Annotated in this window: 18 protein-coding genes, 1 riboswitch and 1 other annotated feature; of the genes, 2 read left to right on the forward strand and 16 right to left on the reverse strand. The window is 28.8% G+C overall.

Features of this window, described 5'->3' with window-relative positions; genetic code table 11:
* Nucleotides 1-37: 37 nt before the first annotated feature.
* From ACTG44_RS18170 to ACTG44_RS18245, 16 genes are all read right to left on the reverse strand, one after another.
* On the reverse strand, nucleotides 38-2,704 hold the full coding sequence (locus ACTG44_RS18170) for a valine--tRNA ligase (protein WP_021386236.1): 2,667 nt from the start codon (nucleotides 2,702-2,704) through the stop codon (nucleotides 38-40).
* A gap of 76 nt (nucleotides 2,705-2,780) precedes the next feature.
* Nucleotides 2,781-3,041: a binding site (T-box leader), on the reverse strand.
* Nucleotides 3,042-3,352: 311 nt separating this feature from the next.
* Nucleotides 3,353-4,183: a polysaccharide deacetylase family protein gene (locus ACTG44_RS18175; protein WP_021386271.1), complete on the reverse strand. Its 831-nt coding sequence runs from the start codon at nucleotides 4,181-4,183 to the stop codon at nucleotides 3,353-3,355.
* A 45-nt stretch (nucleotides 4,184-4,228) separates the two neighbouring features.
* Nucleotides 4,229-5,665, reverse strand: coding sequence for a [Fe-Fe] hydrogenase large subunit C-terminal domain-containing protein (locus ACTG44_RS18180; RefSeq protein ID WP_021386247.1), 1,437 nt, complete (start codon nucleotides 5,663-5,665; stop codon nucleotides 4,229-4,231).
* Nucleotides 5,666-5,748: 83 nt separating this feature from the next.
* A complete protein-coding gene (locus ACTG44_RS18185; protein ID WP_479917607.1) occupies nucleotides 5,749-6,621 on the reverse strand; it encodes an FUSC family protein in 873 nt (290 codons plus the stop codon).
* Between the two features lie 160 nt (nucleotides 6,622-6,781).
* Nucleotides 6,782-7,435: a phosphate signaling complex protein PhoU gene (phoU, locus tag ACTG44_RS18190; RefSeq protein ID WP_021386251.1), complete on the reverse strand. Its 654-nt coding sequence runs from the start codon at nucleotides 7,433-7,435 to the stop codon at nucleotides 6,782-6,784.
* 27 nt (nucleotides 7,436-7,462) lie between these two features.
* Nucleotides 7,463-8,227 (reverse strand): phosphate ABC transporter ATP-binding protein PstB, encoded by a 765-nt coding sequence (gene pstB, locus ACTG44_RS18195; RefSeq protein WP_044213975.1) that lies wholly within the window; start codon nucleotides 8,225-8,227, stop codon nucleotides 7,463-7,465.
* An 18-nt stretch (nucleotides 8,228-8,245) separates the two neighbouring features.
* Nucleotides 8,246-9,070 carry a phosphate ABC transporter permease PstA gene (pstA, locus tag ACTG44_RS18200; RefSeq protein WP_021386214.1) on the reverse strand — a complete coding sequence of 275 codons (825 nt, stop codon included), beginning with the start codon at nucleotides 9,068-9,070 and terminating at the stop codon, nucleotides 8,246-8,248.
* 1 nt (nucleotide 9,071) lies between these two features.
* The gene (gene pstC / locus ACTG44_RS18205; protein ID WP_021386196.1) at nucleotides 9,072-9,989 is read right to left on the reverse strand and encodes a phosphate ABC transporter permease subunit PstC; all 918 of its coding nucleotides are present in this window, start codon (nucleotides 9,987-9,989) and stop codon (nucleotides 9,072-9,074) included.
* A 327-nt stretch (nucleotides 9,990-10,316) separates the two neighbouring features.
* The gene (gene cmrT, locus ACTG44_RS18210) at nucleotides 10,317-10,997 is read right to left on the reverse strand and encodes a response regulator transcription factor CmrT (protein WP_479920991.1); all 681 of its coding nucleotides are present in this window, start codon (nucleotides 10,995-10,997) and stop codon (nucleotides 10,317-10,319) included.
* 49 nt (nucleotides 10,998-11,046) lie between these two features.
* Nucleotides 11,047-13,062, reverse strand: coding sequence for a sensor histidine kinase (locus ACTG44_RS18215; protein WP_479917614.1), 2,016 nt, complete (start codon nucleotides 13,060-13,062; stop codon nucleotides 11,047-11,049).
* 71 nt (nucleotides 13,063-13,133) lie between these two features.
* Entirely contained in the window at nucleotides 13,134-13,811 is a 678-nt protein-coding gene (gene cmrR, locus ACTG44_RS18220; RefSeq protein WP_021386246.1) for a response regulator transcription factor CmrR, read from the reverse strand.
* 573 nt (nucleotides 13,812-14,384) lie between these two features.
* A riboswitch (cyclic di-GMP riboswitch) is annotated at nucleotides 14,385-14,468 on the reverse strand.
* A gap of 235 nt (nucleotides 14,469-14,703) precedes the next feature.
* On the reverse strand, nucleotides 14,704-15,537 hold the full coding sequence (locus ACTG44_RS18225; protein ID WP_021386181.1) for a phosphate ABC transporter substrate-binding protein: 834 nt from the start codon (nucleotides 15,535-15,537) through the stop codon (nucleotides 14,704-14,706).
* 256 nt (nucleotides 15,538-15,793) lie between these two features.
* Nucleotides 15,794-17,578 (reverse strand): oligoendopeptidase F, encoded by a 1,785-nt coding sequence (gene pepF, locus ACTG44_RS18230; protein ID WP_479920992.1) that lies wholly within the window; start codon nucleotides 17,576-17,578, stop codon nucleotides 15,794-15,796.
* Between the two features lie 66 nt (nucleotides 17,579-17,644).
* Nucleotides 17,645-18,310, reverse strand: a complete 666-nt coding sequence (locus tag ACTG44_RS18235) for an MgtC/SapB family protein (RefSeq protein WP_479917617.1) — start codon at nucleotides 18,308-18,310, stop codon at nucleotides 17,645-17,647.
* A 149-nt stretch (nucleotides 18,311-18,459) separates the two neighbouring features.
* Entirely contained in the window at nucleotides 18,460-18,621 is a 162-nt protein-coding gene (locus ACTG44_RS18240) for an aspartyl-phosphate phosphatase Spo0E family protein (RefSeq protein WP_021386276.1), read from the reverse strand.
* A 77-nt stretch (nucleotides 18,622-18,698) separates the two neighbouring features.
* Nucleotides 18,699-19,208 carry a Gx transporter family protein gene (locus ACTG44_RS18245; RefSeq protein WP_021386209.1) on the reverse strand — a complete coding sequence of 170 codons (510 nt, stop codon included), beginning with the start codon at nucleotides 19,206-19,208 and terminating at the stop codon, nucleotides 18,699-18,701.
* A 206-nt stretch (nucleotides 19,209-19,414) separates the two neighbouring features.
* Here ACTG44_RS18245 and ACTG44_RS18250 point away from each other — a divergent pair, with 206 nt between their 5' ends.
* Complete coding sequence (locus ACTG44_RS18250; RefSeq protein WP_021386230.1) at nucleotides 19,415-19,633, forward strand: FeoA family protein; 219 nt, start codon at nucleotides 19,415-19,417, stop codon at nucleotides 19,631-19,633.
* Nucleotides 19,634-19,650: 17 nt separating this feature from the next.
* Nucleotides 19,651-21,597, forward strand: coding sequence for a ferrous iron transport protein B (feoB, locus tag ACTG44_RS18255; protein ID WP_021386227.1), 1,947 nt, complete (start codon nucleotides 19,651-19,653; stop codon nucleotides 21,595-21,597).
* Nucleotides 21,598-21,620: the final 23 nt, after the last annotated feature.

Raw genomic sequence — 21,620 nt, forward strand, 5'->3', positions numbered from 1 at the left:
TTACGTACTTTTTGTATGTTTTTATTAACACTTTCATTTATTTTATTTTAGATTCTAAATTTATTAGTCTTTCCTCAACAGATTTAATCATCTCTTCAAATTTTTCTTTTTTAGCTTTTTCTTCTTCAATTAGACTTTCAGGAGCTTTTGCTAGGAATCCTTGGTTTGCAAGTTTTCCATTAACTCTTTTTATTTCTCCTTCTAATTTTTTCTTTTCTTTAGATAATCTTTCAATTTCTTTTTCAAAGTCAACTAACTCATTAAGAGGTATAAATATTTCAACACCATCAATAACTACTCCAACTGCATCTTCTGGTACATTAGATTTGTCTTTTGCTACCTCAACATTTGAAGCAGATGCTAAAGTTATGAAATAATCTTTACCAAGTTCAATAGCTTCTATCTTTTCCTCACTTGGTATTATTATCAATTTAGCTTTCTTAGAAGGTGGTACATTCATTTCTGCTCTTACATTTCTTATACTTCTTATACCTTCCATCAATAAATTCATCATTTCTTCTTCTTCAGCCATATTATCTTCTTCATTATATTTTGGCCACTCAGATACTATTATACATCCTTCAACAGTAGGAAGGTAAGTGTATATCTCCTCTGTTATAAATGGCATATATGGATGTAATAATTTTAATATCTTTTCAAGAACATAAGTTAATGTATATAATGCTGCAGATTTAGCATTTGTATCTTCTCCATATAATCTAGGTTTAACCATTTCAATATACCAGTCACAGTATTCTGACCAAGTGAAATCGTATATCTTCTGAAGTGCTATTCCTAAATCAAACTTATCCATATTATTAGTTGCTTCTTTTACAATATTATTTGCTCTTGATATTATCCATTTATCTGCTAAAGTTAAGTTATCTTTAACACTTTCTCTAGTTATGTTTTTAATTATATCTTCATCAATATTCATAAATACAAATCTTGATGCATTCCACAATTTATTGGCAAAGTTTCTAGCAAATTCTACTCTTTCCATATAGAATCTCATATCATTTCCTGGGGAATTTCCAGTTGTTAATGTAAATCTTAGTGCATCAGCTCCATATTGCTCGATTATCTCTAATGGGTCGATACCATTTCCTAAAGATTTACTCATCTTTCTACCTTGAGAATCTCTTACCAATCCATGAACTAATACATGGTCAAATGGCTTCTCATTCATACAGAACATCCCTGCAAAAGCCATTCTAACTACCCAGAAGAATATTATATCATATCCTGTAACAAGTACACTTGTTGGGTAATAGTAGTCTAAAGCTTCAGTTTTATTTGGCCATCCTAGAGTAGAGAAAGGCCATAGTGCAGAACTAAACCAAGTATCTAATGCGTCTTCATCTTGTTTAAAATGAGTGCTTCCACATTTAGGACATTTATCAGGCATTTGTTTTGCTACTACTATTTCTCCACATTCTTGACAATAGTAAGCTGGTATTTGATGACCCCACCATAATTGTCTTGATATACACCAATCTCTTATATTTTCTAGCCATTGTAAATAAGTTTTATCAAATTTTTCTGGAACAAATTCTAGTTCTCCATTTTTAAGAATATCTATAGCTGGTTTTGCAAGTTCATCCATCTTAACAAACCATTGCTCTGATAATCTAGGCTCAACTACTGTATGGCATCTGTAACAAGTTCCTACATTATGATTATGCTCTTTTATCTTAATTAGGTAACCTTGCTCCTTTAAGTCTGCTACGATAGCTTTTCTACATTCAAATCTATCCATACCTTCATATTTTCCGCAAACTTCATTCATAGTTCCATCTTCATTCATAGTATTTAACTGCTCAAGATTATGTCTTAATCCTACTTCAAAATCATTAGGGTCATGTGCTGGAGTCATTTTAACTGCACCAGTTCCAAACTCTAAGTCAACATAATTATCTGCAACTATTGGAAGTTCTCTTCCTACTAATGGAAGTATTGCTGTTTTTCCTATTAAGTGTTTGTATCTATCGTCTTCCGGATTTACTGCTATACCAGTATCCCCTATCATCGTCTCAGGTCTAGTTGTAGCTATTTCTAAGAAATCTTCACTATCTTTTAGTGGGTATTTTATATGATAAAAGTTTCCGTCATGTTCTTCATGCTCAACTTCTGCATCTGATAAAGTAGTTTTACAATCTGGGCACCAGTTTATTATTCTATTCCCTCTGTATATGTGACCTTTTTCATATAGTTTTACAAAGAATTCTATAACTGCTTCATTACACCCTTCATCCATGGTAAATCTCTCTTTATCCCAATCACAAGAATCTCCTAATTGTTTAAGTTGGTTAGATATTTTTCCTCCAAATTCATCCTTCCAGTCCCAAGCTCTCTTTAAAAATTCATCTCTACCTATTTCATACTTTGTCTTACCTTCTTCTTTTTTTATTCTTTCAACAACTTTAACTTCAGTTGCTATAGAAGCATGGTCAGTTCCTGGAAGCCAAAAAGCTTCATACCCATCCATACGCTTCCATCTTATTAATATATCCTGAAGTGTATGGTCAAGAGCGTGTCCCATATGCAATTGCCCTGTTATGTTTGGTGGTGGCATCATTATTGTAAATGGCTTTTTATCTGGATTTGGTTTAGATTTAAAATACCCTTCATCCATCCATTTTTTATATAACCTAGCCTCAAAATCTTTTGGATTATAAGTTTTTGATAAGTTCGTATTTTCCATTGTCTTGCCTCCTGTATTTTTATAAATAAATTTTTTAAAATATATCTAGAAATAAAAAAGAGCCCTTCATCCTCTTTAAAAGGACGAAAAGCTCGCGTTACCACCTTAATTCCAAAGTTTAAAATACAATAACATTAATCAAATATTGTTTAATGTTATTTCATCAACTTTGACTCTCAAAGAATTTAACGGTTCTAACCGTCTAAACTTACTAACAGTTCAGTTTAGAAACTCCAAAGCTACGTTCAGCAAACCTTATACTTAGAAAATCTTACAGCCAGTGAATTTTCCTCTCTTTTAGTAGTATTTACTTACTCCTCTTCTTCTCAGTCTTTAATATTACATATTATTATATACAAATATTATTCTCTTTGTCAATTATTTTTATTTTATTTTTTCTGAATTTTCTTAATTATTTTTTTATATTATATGCTGATTATTATATTCTATACTATTTTTTTCAACTTATTTTATCTTATAATGTCAATAACTATACTATTTTTTGTTTAAATTTTAACGCCATGTTATTTATTTTAGATTACATTCTATTTACATTATCTTTCTTATGTTCTATTTTTTATATTCTATTTTATAAATTATATGTTTTATTTCCTAAATAATTTACTTTATTTTTTACTATAATTGAATTTATTGTAAGTTTTCTTGCCAGAAATTTTTAGGTGTGATATTCTCTGTAATTGGCAATATTGTATATCCTCTCTCCTTCAAAATTCTTATAATATTGTTTAAAGCGTTTAAACTTTGTTCTTTCTCATGAATCAGCACTACTAATTCATCTCTTTTTCTTCCATAGTACAATATATTACTAACAATTTGACTTGTAGAAGATTTCCAGTCTTGTGTATCCAAATTCCAGTCCCAAATTAAATAATCATTCTCCATAAGTTTACTATATGAACCTTCTGGCATATATGGCTTACTTCCATAGGGTAATCTTATTAATTTTGAACTCTGACCAGTTATATCTTGTAAAGTATCATTACATGTATTGAACTCCCCCACTGTTACCTCTGGGCTTTTATATAGCTTATGTATATCATGACTTACACTATGAAAACCTATTGAATTTTTCTCTTCTAATACCCTTTTTACTTCTTCCTTATGATTTTTCATGTTTTGATTAAGCATAAAAAATGTCGCTTTGACATCGTTCTCTTTTAAAATATCAAGAAGTGCATTTGTATATTTTGATGGTCCATCATCTATCGTTATGTACGCTACTTTTTCAGAAGTAGCCCCTGGTCCTTTTGTTTCCTCTTGAGATGCTTTATACATAATTTCTCCTAATGTATTCCCTTGAGAAAGTAATTCTAGTGTATTTTCACCTTTTGTGCTTATATTTTGGACTGGAACATTATTGATTTTTTCTTCCAATAATGTCCCAGTTAAAATTAAAACAGCTATAAGAAATAACCTTATCATTACATGAAAAGTAGCCTTATTATCTTTAATTTTCATCCCCCATATCTCCCTTTTATAAAAGAATAAGTTTAAGAGTAAAAATTACTTTTTATACTTATTCTCTTTCTTATTACTTTTTATATCTCTACTAAATATTTTTTTAACTTTTTCTTCTTCCTTTTCTCCTAGAGATTCTACTCTTTTGATTCCCAAAGAAGTTAAAAATTGCAACACATTTAAATTATCAAATGGAGTTTCCATATTTGTACTTTCACTATATTCATCAACATTCTTAGTACCTTCTTCTACACTTAAAATACGCTTAGGACCTCCTACACAGCCTCCTACACACCCCATTCCTTCTATAAAGGTAGCTTCTATCTCCTTATTTAAAACTTTCTTTAAACCGTCCATACATTCTTTTGTTCCCTCAAATGCTTTTTCTTCAAATTTTATATTTTTGTCAATTCTTCTAACTGATAACTTAACTGCTTTACTTACACCTCCTGTTCTAGCATAAACTCTACCTGAAAGGGATGCCTCTACTCTATTACTTTCATCCATTATAGCTGGATTTAACTCTAATGCATCAAATATTTCTTGTAACTCTTTAAATGTAAGCACAAAATCAACTGCATCCTTTATATCTTCTAACATTGCTTCTTTCTTTTTTGCCATACAAGGACCTATGAATACAACTTTAGCATCTGGATTTAAAATTTTTACAGCTCTCCCACAGGCAATCATAGGAGAAACAGATGGTGATACATTCTCCAATATTTGAGGAAAACTATTTTGTATCAAGCTTACCCAAATAGGACAGCAACAGCTAGTTATAAAGCATCCTTCTTCATCCTTTTTCATATGTTCATAATAATCATATGCTTCTTTTGCAGTAAGCATATCTGCTGCCAAAGCAACTTCTATCATATCTTCAAATCCTATCTTTTTTAATGCAGTTCTTAATTTACCAGGGCTTACATCTTTTCCAAACTGCCCTACAAAAGCTGGTGCGACTATTGCATATACAGGACTCTTTATATCTTTCAACAACTTTATCATTGGTATAAATTCTATCTTATCTGATATTGCACCTAACTTACATCTTGATACACAATCACCACAAGCACTACATACATCTTCCTCATTACAATTAATATGCTTGCTTTTTATTTTACATGACTCATCTTCCTTATTATTTTCATCACAATATTTGCAAGCATCTGATATTATAGATATTATTGGTCTTTTGACTTCATCTAAATTTATAGCTTCATGTAATGCATCTTTTAAATTTTTATCTGTGTCTCCTGTTACATCTAATCCCATAGTTACTCTAATTAGATTTACCATGGTATCTTTATCAAATTCCTCATTAAAATCATTTTTTAAATTATTATTCAAATTATCATTTAAAATTTTTTCAGGTAGATTTTCAATATCCTCTGTATTATCATTCCACACTGCCTTTACAAGTTCTCCAAAAAGCTTCATCTTATATATTTCTAATATTTTAGAATTATCATTTCTAGTATTCATAAAAAATAGTACCTCCGTAAATTAAACTTATATATGTTTAATATTTACAAAGATACTATTTTTTATTTATTATTTACTTACTATTATTGATATAATTTATTTAATTTCTTTAACATCTCTATTTCAAGCATTATTTTCATTAAATGATAGTTAAATACAGGGCTTTTTTCTTCATCTATATTCCAGTCTAATTCATCCACATTATATGTTTTCTTAAGGTATTTATATGTATGCTCCTTTAAATAAAGTTTATTTTCTAATAACTCTATAGACTGCATATGAAAATGTATTTCTCTACATATCCTTAAGGCATTCTCAATTTTTTCTATATTAGTTTCACTCAAACTATAATCCAATTCATCAATAAGTTTTGAATATATTTCTTCTAATTTTTCTACTTCTTCTTCAAATCTCTCTACATCTAAATTATTTTTTCTAAGTATTTTGTCTTCAATAAGTAACATTGACAGTTCTTCTATCTTTTTAAACTCATCTATAACACTATTTAGATAATTTGGTCTAGCAACATAGTAATTAACAAGTACCCCAAACAAGACACCTACAGATGTATCCAGTACCCTATGTAAAGAATAATATACAGGGTCATTGTTTCCTACTCCTAGATGTATAGCCAGAAAAGTTACACAGGCAACTACTACTGACTTTATTTTAAACAGATTGCATAAATATATTGAGCACATTACTCCTAGACCACATAAAAAAGGGTCTCCAGCTTTAGTGATGGCAAAGATGAATCCTATTATACCACCTAAAATAGTACCTTCTACTCTATTGATTCCTGTTTTTAAAGAACCTTTTACCGTATCTTGGACAGAAATTATACATGCTACCAGAGAATAAAACATATTCTCAACTAAATAGTCTCCTAAAAGCATACATAACGTTACACTAATTCCTGTTTTTATAGTTCTCATACCCATCTTTTGAAGTTTCAAAGTTCCACCTCCTAAAAAGCACTTTCTATAAAATACGCATCCTCAAATTTAATATGTTCCTAGTATATCACAATTTTTTAAATTTACCCATTAATCATATTTTTTTATCAATTACTTCTTAATTTAGACAATAAAAAAAAACTGCTTTAAAGCAGTTTTTTTATCCTATCTCTACCATTTTACCTTCAATTGCAAAAATTATTTTTTCACACACATTTGTTATATGGTCTCCAATTCTTTCAAGGTATCTTCCTATAAGTAAAAGTTTTACCCCTTGGTCTATGGTATTTGTATTTTCATGCATTATTTTTAAACAATCAATTTGTACTTGTTCATACAAACCATCTACAATATCATCTTTAGTTCCTACATCATAAGCTATACTTGCATCAAATAAGATTAAAGCTTCTCTAGTCTGAGACATCATAGATTTACATTCTTTTGCCATCTTAGGAATATCTATCAGCTCTTTTATATAAGCTTCTCCACCTATTTTCAGCATTTCTCTAGCTATGTTAGCTGCATAATCTCCTATTCTTTCTAATTCTATTGATATATTTCCTAATGAATAAATAAATCTTAAATCCCTTGCCATTGGTTGCTTTAATACTATTAGTTCTATACTTTTATCCCTTATCTCTTCTCTTAATTTATTTATCTCTTCATCATTTTCTACTACGTTTCTTGCACCTTCTAAATCCTTCTCTATCATACAAGTCACAGACTTTTCTATTGCTTCTTCACATTTTTCCATCATAAGTACTGTTTGTTCCTTTAAAGTATCAATACTTATATCTAAGCTATTATTGACCATTGTCTAACTCCTTTATAGTTATATATTTTAACCAAATCTACCTGTTATATAGTCTTCTGTTCTTTTATCCACAGGAGTGGTAAACATAGTTTTTGTATCACTAAATTCTATAACCTCTCCATTTAAGAAAAAAGCTGTTTCATCTGATATACGAGCAGCTTGCTGCATGTTATGAGTAACTATGACTATTGTGTAATCTTTTTTTAAATCCTCTATAAGTTCCTCAACTTTTAATGTTGAAATTGGGTCTAGAGCAGATGTAGGCTCATCCATAAGGATAACTTCTGGTCTCATAGCAATTGCTCTTGCTATACATATACGTTGTTGTTGACCACCAGAAAGACCTAATGCAGATGATTTAAGTCTATCTTTAACTTCATCCCAGATAGCTGCTCCTTTCAAACTCTCTTCTACAATTTTATCTAATTGTTTCTTATCTCTTAGCCCTTGTGTACGAGGGCCATATGCAACATTATCATATATACTCATAGGAAATGGATTTGGTTTTTGAAATACCATCCCTACTTTAGTACGAAGATTTATGACATCATCTGAAATATATATGTCTTCTCCGTCCACAAAAATGTTTCCTTTAATTGTTACATCTTCTATTAAGTCATTCATTCTATTTAAAGTTCTTATAAAAGTTGATTTTCCACATCCAGATGGTCCTATTAAAGCAGTAACTTTATTTTCTTTTATATCCATATTTATTTTATTTAATGCTTGTTTGTCACCATAAAATAAATCCAAATCTTTTACACTCATTTTTATATTATCGATTAATTCCATTATTCACACCTCTTAAATTTAATAATTAGCCTTATTTAACTTCTTAGCAACAAATCTTGCTAGCATGTTTAGTGCTAATACGATTACTATTAAAACAATTCCTATACTAGCTGCTGTTGCTATATCTCCACTCTCTTTAGTCAGTAAATATGAGTGTACAGTTAATGTTCTTGCACTATCAAATATTCCACCTGGCATCTTAGCTACAGTACCTGCTGTAAGTAATATCGCAGCTGATTCTCCAATTATACGACCAACTGATAAGATTATTCCTGATAAGATTCCTGGTATTGCACTTGGAAGTACTACTTTATATAAAGTCTGAAATTTAGTAGCTCCCAGTGCTAATGATGATTCTCTATACGCTTGAGGAACTGTCTTTAAAGCTTCTTCTGTTGTACGAATTATTACTGGTAATATTATTATTGCTACTGTAAGCGAACCTGCAACTATTGAATACCCCATTTTTAATGTAACAACAAAGAAAATTCCTCCAAATAATCCATACACTATAGATGGTATTCCTGATAAACTTTCAGTTGCGAATCTTATGGCTGTAACTGCTTTTCCTTTTTTTGCATACTCTTGTAAATATATAGCAGCTAAGATTCCTATAGGGGTTGCTACGACTATAGAAACTACTACTGTGTATAATGTTGTAATTATCATTGGAAGTATACCACCATCACCTGATGCTGAATAATTGCTGAATAAGAAATTAAAATTCATATTTCCAATTCCCTTTATAAATATAAATCCTACTATGACTACTAACGATACTATTGTAAATAGTGCTGATAGGTATACTAATAACTTTAATGTATTCTCTCTGAACTTTCTCATCTTAATTTACCGCCTTATTTGAAAGTTTATTTAAAACTAAGTTTAAGATTAATATAAATGTAAACAGTACTACTCCAGTTGCAAATAGCATTTCTTGATGTGTACCAAATGCATATCCCATTTCAAGTGCTATATTAGTTGTAAGTGGTCTTACACTGTCTGTTATTGAAGTTGGCATAACTGGTGAGTTTCCTGCAACAAGTATTACTGCCATTGTTTCTCCTAAAGCTCTTCCTACTCCTAATACTACTGCAGCTAATACTCCAGATTTCGCAGCTGGTAATACAACTTTAAAGATTGTTTCTATTTTTGATGCACCAAGTGCTAATGAACCTTCTTTATATGCTTTTGGTACTGCTCTTATAGCTGTTTCTGATACAGATATTATTGTTGGTAACATCATTACTGCTAGTACTATTACTATTGCTAATAAACTTTGACCCTTTGGAAGATTAAACATATTTTGTATCATTGGAACTATCACTGCAAGACCAAATACACCGTATAATACTGAAGGTATACCTGCTAGAAGCTCAACTGCTGGTGACATTATTTTTGCTAACCTCTTAGGTGCTACTTCTGCGATAAATATAGATGTTAATATTCCTACTGGTACTCCTATCACAAGTGCTCCAAGTGTTGCAAATATTGATGCTACTATCATAGATGATATTCCAAATTTATTAGCAGAAGGAACCCAATCTGCACCAGTTAAAAAATCTATAAATGAGTATCCCTCAAATATAAATGGTCTTAGTCCTTTATAAAATACAAATCCTATTATCAAAAGTAAACTTGCAACTGCTACCAAAGCACTAAGTAAAAAAATATTTTTTGCTACTTTTTCAATTATATATTTTGTCTTGTTGCCGTTATTGTTGTTTTTTTCTAAACCTACTAACCTAGATTTTACTATCATAATATCCTCCCAATCGATTTTCATTCTGTATTCAAAATTTAAATTTTTATAATTCGTATCAATTAAATTTTCTATACTTTTATTCTACTTTTTTTAAGTTAAATCTATATTAGGATTAAGTTAAACAAGTGTAAAATTATATTCACTTTTTTAACATCGATTTTACTTTTAGAACTATTTTTGACATTTAGTTTACATTATGATGGTATTTGCTTATATTAAAATAGCAGATATAAGTAATAATACATTTCTCATGTAACTCATTACTTATATCTGCTATTGATATTTATTAATTAAATTTAGTCCTTTATAACATATACATTCATATTATTCCTTATTAAAATAGTAACCTGCTCCTCTTATTGTTATAATTTTTTGAGGATTTTTATAATCTTTTTCTATTTTCTTTCTCAATCCGTTCACTGCAACTACTACACTATAATTATCCTCTAAATATTCATTTAACCACACATGTTCATATATCTCTTTAGTAGTCAATGTCTTTTCAGGATTTTCTATAAAATAATTTAATAATTTATTTTCTGTTGGAGTTAATTTTATTATTTTGTCTTCTAATTTTATTACTCCACTAGTTCTATTGTATTCCTCTAATTTTGAATTACTTTCATTGCTATTTACATATGAATTTATTCTTCTTAAAATTGCTTTTACTTTTGCATATAAAATTTCCAAATTTAGAGGTTTAATCAAATAATCATCTCCACCAGAATTTAAGGCATTTAAAATACTTTGGTCTTCATTTATGTAAGTCATATAAACAATTGGACAAGTAGTTACATTTCTTATTTTCTTGCAAAGAGTCCATCCATCACCATCAGTTAGGATTATCTCTAAAAATATTAAATCATATCTATTACTAAATATTTTTCCAATAGCTTCTTCACAGCTATATGCTAAATCTATAGTTATCCCTTTTCCTTCTAAAAAGTTTTTCAATTCCTGGCAATTATTCTTGTCTCCATCTATTATCAATATCTTAGTTTGCATTATAATCACTCCTAAATATCATTATTCTTTTATATTAAATAACCCATTATTATGAAAAACAGAGATTTAATTTTATTGTAAAAACGGTTCCTTTTCCTAACTCTGAATCTACAAAAATTTCTCCATCATGTTCTTTTACAATGGATTTTACAATATATAACCCTAACCCTTGCCCTGTTGAAATGTCAGTATCTCTTGCTGTAAAGAATCGTTCAAATATCTTTGGTATATTTTCTGGTGGTATTCCTTTACCATTATCAGAAATTTTAATAACTGCAAATTCATCTTCTTTATTCATTGACAAACTTATCCTACCATCAAATGAAGTAAAGCTTAAAGCATTGTAAATTAGATTTTCAAATGCTCTAGCCAATCTTTCTTTATTTATCTTTGCATATATTTTTTTATCTAATAGAGAGAGTTCAAAGTTTACACCACATGCTTGTGTGTCTGGCAAGTTATTTTCATATATCTCTTTGATGAAATCATTTAGACATATCTTCTCACTAAGACCAATTTCTTTATCTTGTGATGTAAATTCTTGTAGACTACGTACTCTACTTTGTACTTCATTTGATTTTTGATTTATCGCAGATAGATAAGCTTTTGTCTCTTCATCTACATGAATATTACCAACCTTTATTAAATCTATAAATGCCTGTATAGCTGAAACAGGTGCTTTTAAATCATGTGCCACATCAGCCAAGAACTTTTTACGTTCATCTAATAGTGTCATAAGTTCATTAGTTCTTAATTCAACTTCATGCTCAAGATTCTTTGTGAGTTTTTCATTTTCTTTTATTATCATCTTGTTCCTATGTATCATCATAATAGAAAATAAAATAACAATTATAAACCCACAGTATTCTGTTTGCCATCCTGTAAATATAGGCTCAAATCTGTTACTAGTCACTGCATCGAATAATACACTAATACCAAACACAATATTTACTGAAACTAAAATATAGGAACTTATATGCTCAGAGCATGTCTTTTTATAGATTGAAACTAGTGAAGACATTAAGATATAAATAAATACAATATATTTATATATATCTATTAATTTTCCATATATATCAACAAAATCTATATAATATGGAAGAAGAACAACTGGTATTACAATAGATATAATACACATTGTAATCCCTAATGGTAAAATTAAAAATCTATATCCTTTATTTTCTTCTATTTTGGATATACTTCCATTTATACAAATAATACATAAGACCGCTATAAAATATGATGAATCCTCAACTGCATATGTAAAGTTTACTAAAGGAAGCCCCAATAGATGCACAAAAGGATATGATACATGTATTGCAAAGAAAATACACATACATCCAAAATAAAAGTAGAGTTTACTTTTTTTTGAAAAAAACCAAACAGCTAGTGAAAATATAGCTATTGCAAAAGTTGTGAAACAAATTATACTATAAAAAAGTAATCGATAAAATACCATATTACTTATGTCTTTTGTTTCCCCCAATGCAGGTGGATAATACAAACCACTATAATAATGTGAAAAATTAGATACATTGATTATAATTTCTGTATCTTTCTTTGCGACAAAACTTACTACTGAATTTTTAATTTTTGGTCTATACTTTTCTGTTCCTACATCTCCCAGTTTAGAAACCATTTCTCCATTTATCCATACTTCACTTGCACAAAAAATTTCAGGAATCTCTAGACTTAATACCTTATCCCTACCTTCATTTTTTATTCTCATACGGTAAGTAGCATTGCCATATGGTGATTGGTTCTCTTTTCTCATAGAGAAATCTGGATATTGACCTATAAAAACGTATTTTGGTTTTATATGTTGTTCTATAAAATCATTTGGTTTAAATATTTTATGGTTATAAAACTCCCAATCATCTATTAAAAAGACAAGTTTACTTTTAGTAAAGGTATTACTATCTATAGTTAAAATTCCATTACTTGCTCTAATAGACTTATATGTATATTTATTATCATATTTATACAGAAGATTTAATCCTGTTATTGCCAACAGAGAGATTATCAATACAATGAGAGTTCCTTTTAGTATATTATACTTTTTCATTGCATCAATCACATCTCTTTCATAGTAGTACTAAATAAAACAAGAACTATTTATTGATTACAGTATCCCACTTATGGTACAAATTTATATCCTTTTCCCCATACAGTTTGAATGTATTGATGCTCTCTGCTTAAAGAATTAATTTTTTTCCTCATCTGTGCAATATGAACCTGTACTGTATGTTGGTCTCCAATATCAGGCATTTTCCAAACTTGATTATATATTTCTATTTTTGAGAATACTTGTTCTTTATTTTCAGCTAGAAACAATAATATTTCAAACTCCATAGTGGTTAAATCGATACTTTTTTCGTCAAAAGTTACTTTTCTTGAGTTCACATTTATCACTAAAGACGAAAATTTTAACACATTAGGAACTGATGTAATGTTTTTATATTGCCTCATACGAGCATATATTCTAAGTTCAAGTTCTTTTAAGCTATATGGCTTTGTTATATAATCATCTCCTCCAGCTAAAAAACCCCGAACTCTTTCTTCTTCATGTTCATAATTAGATAAAAATATTATAGGTATGTTAACCTTTTCTTTTATAACATTGCATACTTTATACCCATCTAAGTCTGGTAATGCAATATCTAGAATTATACAATCTAAAACTACACTTTCTACTATCTTCATAGCCTCTTTAGCTGTCTTAGATATATATACATTAAAACCTATATTTGAAAAATAAATTTGATTTATGTTTAAAATATCAACATCATCATCTACAACCAGTAAGTTATACATTACACCACTCCATTCAAAATATTTCAATCATAGTCTAAGGTTTTAATTATTACAAATTATGATGTTTTATTTTTTATATAACTAGTATTATTATTTTATAATATCTTTACAAACTCGACTATAAAACTTAAGTATTTTTGAATAATTCTTGAATATTGAATTAAATATTAAGATTCATTATTAAATACTAATCAAAGTCTCCGATTGTTGGAAAATGGAGCTTAAGGTGATTTTATATTATAAATTTATTATTTTTCTAGAAACTTGTCAATCAGCCAGTTTGAGTATTGATTTATATGATTTATATAGTTATAATATAAAATAAATTGGATTATTTTGGTAAATGTATTGTTACAAAATGTTTATATTTCGCATCTTGATGTTTATAAAAACGTTATTTTCTTATTATAATTATATTATACTTTAAAAAAAATTCCCCTTTTCCAACAAATGGCTACTTTAAAAGCCAAAATTCCACGTATCAAATTAAATCTAACTACTAATTCAATAGTCTTTAGATTTTTAAATATTTTTGTTAAATTTAAAACAAAAAAAGGCTATGCAATATAAAATTATATTCATAGCCGGTTGCACCACTAACTCCATATACCTCTAGATGCCCAATAATAAGGTATACTTCTCAGTTTCTAAAATATTTTTATTAAAAAATTTTAATACACTTTAATAAATTTCCTTTTTATTCTAACATTGTAATATTATTTTGTCAATATTCCAATATTCTTTAGAGATAATGTACTAAAATATCTATTATATAATTAAAATATTTATATTCATATCACCAATAATAGACAATACCCTGCAAGTTACAGCAACATTTTTATGAGCTTATCTTGCAGGGTACTATATATTCATTTTATATTAAATATTTATATTATTGATTAACTTTAATAAATCCTTTTTCTGAAACAAGTGCTTGTCCTTCATCACTCAATATATAATCTATTAAAGCTTTACCTTTTTCTGATAAATTATCTTCTTTATTAACTAGTATAAATGGTCTTGATATTGGATATTTATTAGCTATTACATTGGCATCAGTTGCTTCAACATCATTTATTTTCAAACTATTTACTTTCTCATCAACATATCCAAATGATATATATCCTATAGCATTTTCATTTCCCTCAACTGTAGTTTTTATATTTCCTGAACCATCACTTATTTGTGCATCTTTAGTTAATTCTTCTGACTTGAATCCTACAATTTCTTGGAATCCATCTCTAGTTCCTGAACCTTCTTCTCTTGATACAATTACTATTGGAGCGTCATTTCCTCCTACGTCTTTCCAGTTAGTTATCTTTCCTGTATAAATACCTTTAACTTGATCCATTGTTAAATTTTTTACTGGGTTAGTAGTATTAGTTATCAATGCTATTCCATCTATTGCTATCTTAGTTTCCTTTAATCCAGCACTTTTTTCTTCATCTTTTAAGTCTCTTGAACTCATTCCTATCTCAGATGTTCCTTCTATAGCATTTTTTATACCTCCAGAAGAACCAATCTGTTGAACTTCTACACTAACACCTTCATTTTTTTCCTGAAACTTTTCTCCTATAGTTTCCATAAGAGGACCTATTGAAGTCGAACCTGAAACAGAAACTTTATTTGAGTCTGCTGAACCTCCTGAGCCAGAGCCACATCCTACTGCTAAAACTCCAACTAACATTGTACTAGCTAAAAGAACTCCTATTTTCTTTTTAAACATTTCACTTACCCCCGCTTATATTTTAATTTTTTTGTTGTCATATTTTCTATATTTTAATAATACATATTTTTTGTTAAGTGAATATTAGAGCGAGGTTAAGTAAGTGTAAATATTGTTAAATACATGTAAAAATTTAATTTTATATAGTATATTGCTAATTATATTAATTTTTTTAAGTTATTTTTGAAGTATATAAGTATAACGCAACATTTAAAATTATTGCAAACCTTCACTAAGATTATTAATTTGCCACATTCTATAATTCTTTTTCTAGTTTATTAACTAAACCAGCAAATACATTTAAGGCTTCCTCTATAGATTCTTTTTTTGTCATATCTACACCAGCAGATTTCAATTGTTCTAAAGGATACTCTGACCCTCCACTTTTTAAGAAGTTTAAATATCTATCTACAGCAGTACTACCTTCTGAAAGTATCTGTTGACTTAAAGCACTTGCAGCTGAAAATCCTGTAGCATACTTATATACATAGAAATTTGAATAAAAATGAGGGATTCTAGCCCACTCTATTCCTATTTGTTTATCTACTACTGCAGATTTTCCATAATACTTTTCATTCAATTTATAGTATATATCAGTAAATTCATCAGCAGTAAGTGGTTCTCCACTCTCTACTTTTTCATGTACAATTTTTTCAAATTCAGCAAACATAGTTTGTCTATAAACTGTAGTCCTAAATTGTTCTAAATAATAATTTAATAGATATATAGTTTCATCTTTAGACTTAGAATTTTCTAACAAATAATTTATAAGAAGTAATTCGTTTAAAGTAGATGCAACTTCTGCAACGAATATCTTATAGTCAGAATATAAAAACGGTTGACTTGTTCTTGAATAATGACTATGGACAGAATGACCCAATTCATGAACTAAAGTAAATAGAGAATTAAGGTCATTTTTATAGCTCATTAATATATAAGGATGCGAATCATAACTTCCCCAAGAATAAGCTCCTCCTTTTTTACCTTCATTATCATATACATCAATCCAGCCTTCTTCAAAAGCACTCTTTATAACTTTTAAGTACTCTTCTCCCAAAGGCTTAAGTGCCTCTAATATGATATTCTGTGCTTTATCATATGGTATATCCATATCAAACTTTTCTGTCAAAGGTACATATAAATCGTACATGTGTATTTCATTTAGCCCTAAAAATTTCTTTTTAAGTTCAACATATTTATTTAAAGTAGGAAGACTTTCATCTATAGCTGATATAAGATTATTGTAAACATCCAAACTTACATCATCTGAAAATAAGGAAGCCTCTATTGCTGAATTATATTTTCTAGTTTTTGCATAAAATATCTCTGACTTTATTCCACCATAAAGAGTTGATGCAAATGTATTTTTATATTTTCCATAAGTTGAAAATTCACCTTCAAAAGCTTCTTTTCTAACTCTTCCATTTTTACTTTTTATAAATAAAGAGTAATTTGAATGAGAAAGCTTAACTCTATTGCCTTCTTCATCTTCTATCTCAGGAAATTCCATATCAGCATATGCTAACATATCATATACATTTTCTGGAACTGTTGATAGCTCTGATGTAGCAGCAAGTATTTCTTCTTCTCTTTCACTTAAAGTATGAGGTTTATCTCTTAATATATCCTTGATATACTTTGTATAAAAAGATAACTCCTCATCCTTTAAATATTCATTTAGTTTATTCTCTTCTATAGCCAGTATCTCTGGAACTATATAAGAAGTAGCCACACCCAAATCAGTCGATAACATTTCTGTCTTAGTAGCTCTTCCTTGATTGTCATTGATTCTAGTATCTTCATGTTGTTTCATATGAGTATATACATATAGATTTTGAATAATTCTAGATGCATTTTCAGAAATATTTAATACTTTATATAAATTCTCTTTACTCTCAGAAACTTTACCTTTATACTCTTTTACCTCTTGGATAAGATTTTTTACTTTACTTATGTCTTTTTCGATTTCTTCTTTACTAGAATACATCTTATCTATCTTCCACTTATACTTTTCTTCTACTGTACTTCTATCAGTTCCCATATAATACACCTCTATTTTGATTTGTTTTTATATTTTATTATCTTTACAAAATATATTGTATATATTTTAGTCCAAATAATCTACATTTATTACTCCTTCTATCATATTTATTTCCTTCATAACATCATGTAAGTGTATTCTCTTACCATAAGATACAAAAAAATTAACTTTCCAGTATTCTTCATTACGACATTCTATTTCCATATTTCTTACAATAAGTTGACTTTTTTCAAATTTATCATATAAAAAAGGTATCGAATCCAAATTGCTTAATTTTAATATCAACACATTTTTTTCTTGACTGAATAAAAACGTATTTATTATCCTAAGTACAAATAATGCTATCATTACAAATAGCCCACCTAAAATTGATAGTTCATAATAACCATAACCTACTGCTATACCAATACACGCAGTTGCCCACATGCCAGCAGCTGTAGTAAGCCCTTTTACTCCACCTTTATTTTTTAAAATTGCTCCTGCACCTAAAAAACCAATTCCAGATAATACCTGAGCAGGCATTCTTGCTGGGTCAGCATTTGTATATAAATTATAATCAGAAAATAACTGAATTGAAGTTATTGAAACAATACAAGAACCTATTGCTATTAATATATGTGTCCTAAACCCTGCAAACTGTCTTATTTTTTCTCTTTCTAAACCTATTATTCCTCCTATTATTAGAGCTAATAGTAACCTTATTGCTATCTCCTTACTTCCTATGTCAACCATAATATAAAACCCTCCTGACCTAATCATAATTATGTCCTACAGATAATTTACACATCAGAAATACTATTTTATATCTTAATATTATTATTAATATATGTAAAATATAGCTATCTGTTAATTTTTGATACAAAAAAACCCACAACTGTGGGCTATTTGCTTAAGTACATGTATTTATTTATTAATATATCTATTTTCTTACTCGATTCTACTAACTCTTCTTGAAATATTTCTGGATATTCTATGTATGTATTTATCTCTTCCCTAACTGCTTCAATCTCATTTTTTAACGTTTCTAATTCATTGTTCGCCATAATAATCACCACTATTACAAATTTGTATATTTTTATATACATTTTATCAAACAATATTATATTTTGTCAATATTATGTCAATAAAACTTACTATAAAAATGCTCCAACTTGGGTACTGTATACCTAGACACTAAGCCTACAAACATACCCGTTACTAACGATGCCATTAACATAAATGGTAAGTATCCTATAGCAAGTATATTTTCTATGATTAAACTTGCAACTATTAATTGACCTATATTATGCCCTATTGCACCTATAATGCTTACTCCAATCAATGATAAACCTTTTATTTTACTTGCTAAATACATAAATAAAAGACTTAGATAAGCTCCTCCTATACTAAATAGAAGATAGGACAAAGGACCTGCGAATATTGATGACAAAATTACCCTGATAGTAACAATTATAACAGTATCTTTGACACCTAACAACATTAATGAAATTAAAGTTATAATATTGCTCAAACCCAATTTTGCCCCTGGAAATATAATTATAAGAGGATTCGGTATATATGTCTCTAATACATATAAAGCTAAACTATACCCTATCATCAGACCTAAAAATGTCATTTTTCTAGTTTTCATTAAGTTAACTCCTCCAAATTTTATCTATCATCTTACATTATAATACAAAATATATAAAAACACCTAATTTAGATTAAAATATTTTTCAATTTATTTAAAATAAACATTAGTGATTTCAATGTGTAATTGCCTCTATAATTCTTGACTTTTTGTATCATACTTGTTACAATTTTAATGATAATGAATTTCATTAGGAGGTGCTAATAATGACTGTTTACGATTTAAAAATAGGAGAAAAAGGACTTATTAATAGTATAGATGGAGATATTAAATTATCTAAAAGATTACTTGCACTTGGATGTATAAATAGTACTGAAATAGAAGTTAAAAAGGTTGCTCCATTTGGAGACCCAATTATAATCAGATTTAGAGGTTTTGACCTTGCTATTAGAAAATCTGATGCTAAAAATATTTCTTTACAATAATAGAGGAGGAGCTACCTGTGATTAATGTAGCATTATTAGGAAACCCAAATGTCGGTAAAACTACTGTTTTCAACCTACTTACAGGTTCAAATCAATATGTAGGTAACTGGCCTGGTGTTACTATAGAAAAAAAAGAAGGATTTATTGGGAAAGAAATAAAAGTTGTAGATTTACCTGGTATATACGCAATGGATACTTTCTCAAATGAAGAAAAGGTTTCTAAATCATATTTAGAAAATGAAGACGTTGATGTAATAGTAAATGTAGTTGATGCATCTAACTTATCGAGAAATCTTTATTTAACAACTCAACTTATGCAATTTAACAAACCTATAGTTATACTGCTTAATATGTTAGATATTGCAGAATCTAAAGGTGTTAATATAGATGCTAAAAAATTAGGTGAAGAACTTGGAGTAATTGTTGTTCCAATTATTGCAAAAAAGAAAAACGGTGTTGAGAGAATAGAAGAAGAAATTAAAGGAGCTACTCAAAAAGCTTTTATATATCAAACAAACTTTGGAAGTGAAACGGAAACATACAAAAAATTAGAATCCATTTTATCAAGATGTACAAAAACTACATATACACACAAAAAATCTATCAGTGATAAAATAGATAATGTAGTTTTAAATCCTATATTAGCCTATCCAATATTTATTGGTGTACTGTTCCTCTTATTTAAATTTACCTTTGATTGGGTTGGAGGACCACTACAAGAGGGCTTTGCTGGTATTATAGAAGCTTATATTTCTGCACCTGCTAGTGATATGTTATCTAACTCTAGCCCGTGGTTTAAGTCACTTATAGTTGACGGTATAATTGGAGGTGTTGGTGGCACGTTACCATTCTTCCCATTAATATTTACATTGTTTTTTGGTATATCACTATTTGAAGATAGTGGATATATGTCAAGAACAGCATTTTTAATGGATAAAGTTATGAGAAAAGTTGGTCTATCTGGTAAAGCTTTTATACCTATAGTTATGGGTATGGGATGTTCTTCTCCAGCTATAATGGCAACTAGAACATTGGAAAGTGAAAAAGACAGAAGAGTTACAGCTCTTATTGCACCACTTATGACTTGTGGAGCAAAACTACCTATATATGCACTATTCGTAGCTATATTCTTTCCACATAATGCTGCCTTAGTGACTACATCACTATACTTGGTTGGTATAGTTATGGCAATAGTGATTGCATTATTCTTAAATAAAACGGCATTTAAAACAGAGGCTGAGCCATTTATATTAGAGTTACCAGAATATAGAATTCCTACTATAGATGCACTTATTAAAAATACATGGAATAAATCAAAAGGTTTCTTAATAAGAGTTGTTACTGTTATGTTTGCAATGTCAGTTGTAATTTGGGGACTTTCTTCATTTAATATTTTTGGATATACAGAAGATATAAATGTAAGCTTTTTGGCTACTCTAGGTCATATTATATCTCCTATATTCAAGCCCCTTGGCTTTGATGATTGGAGAACTTCAGTTGCTATTTTAAGTGGTCTTGGAGCAAAAGAAATCGTAGTAAACTCTTTAAATATACTATATGGTAATCTAAATGTTGTATTGCCAACAATATTTAATGGAGTTACTGCATATACTTTCTTGATATTTACTGCTTTATATACTCCATGTATAGCTGCACTTGCAACTATGAAAAAAGAATATGGCAATAAGATGATGTTTGCATCATTTGCATATCAGTTTGTATTAGCATGGATAATGGCGTTTATAGTTAAAAGTATTGGTGGAGTATTATTTATGGGCAATTCAATAATGGAAGCTTTGATAGGCGGAATAATTATAGTTCTTGCAGTTGTGATTTTATTTAATAAATTCAAGTCTACAAAGAATGGAAATAGCTGTAGTGGATGTTCTGGCTGTAGTGGATGTCCAAGTTCTAATGCTTGTTCAGACGAGGAAAATAATGATAAAAAAAGTAGTACACACTAACATGTAGATGTCTTATATTTAAA

The sequence above is a fragment of the Clostridioides sp. LIBA-2809 genome, assembly GCF_056688965.1.

Coding starts and splice junctions, on each gene's coding strand:
- ACTG44_RS18170 (WP_021386236.1), bottom strand. CDS start 2,704: ATGGAAAATACGAACTTATCAAAAACTTATAATCCAAAAGATTTTGAG.
- ACTG44_RS18175 (WP_021386271.1), bottom strand. CDS start 4,183: ATGAAAATTAAAGATAATAAGGCTACTTTTCATGTAATGATAAGGTTA.
- ACTG44_RS18180 (WP_021386247.1), bottom strand. CDS start 5,665: ATGAATACTAGAAATGATAATTCTAAAATATTAGAAATATATAAGATG.
- phoU (WP_021386251.1), bottom strand. CDS start 7,435: ATGGTCAATAATAGCTTAGATATAAGTATTGATACTTTAAAGGAACAA.
- pstB (WP_044213975.1), bottom strand. CDS start 8,227: ATGGAATTAATCGATAATATAAAAATGAGTGTAAAAGATTTGGATTTA.
- pstA (WP_021386214.1), bottom strand. CDS start 9,070: ATGAGAAAGTTCAGAGAGAATACATTAAAGTTATTAGTATACCTATCA.
- pstC (WP_021386196.1), bottom strand. CDS start 9,989: ATGATAGTAAAATCTAGGTTAGTAGGTTTAGAAAAAAACAACAATAAC.
- cmrT (WP_479920991.1), bottom strand. CDS start 10,997: ATGCAAACTAAGATATTGATAATAGATGGAGACAAGAATAATTGCCAG.
- ACTG44_RS18215 (WP_479917614.1), bottom strand. CDS start 13,062: ATGAAAAAGTATAATATACTAAAAGGAACTCTCATTGTATTGATAATC.
- cmrR (WP_021386246.1), bottom strand. CDS start 13,811: ATGTATAACTTACTGGTTGTAGATGATGATGTTGATATTTTAAACATA.
- ACTG44_RS18225 (WP_021386181.1), bottom strand. CDS start 15,537: ATGTTTAAAAAGAAAATAGGAGTTCTTTTAGCTAGTACAATGTTAGTT.
- pepF (WP_479920992.1), bottom strand. CDS start 17,578: ATGGGAACTGATAGAAGTACAGTAGAAGAAAAGTATAAGTGGAAGATA.
- ACTG44_RS18235 (WP_479917617.1), bottom strand. CDS start 18,310: ATGGTTGACATAGGAAGTAAGGAGATAGCAATAAGGTTACTATTAGCT.
- ACTG44_RS18240 (WP_021386276.1), bottom strand. CDS start 18,621: ATGGCGAACAATGAATTAGAAACGTTAAAAAATGAGATTGAAGCAGTT.
- ACTG44_RS18245 (WP_021386209.1), bottom strand. CDS start 19,208: ATGAAAACTAGAAAAATGACATTTTTAGGTCTGATGATAGGGTATAGT.
- ACTG44_RS18250 (WP_021386230.1), top strand. CDS start 19,415: ATGACTGTTTACGATTTAAAAATAGGAGAAAAAGGACTTATTAATAGT.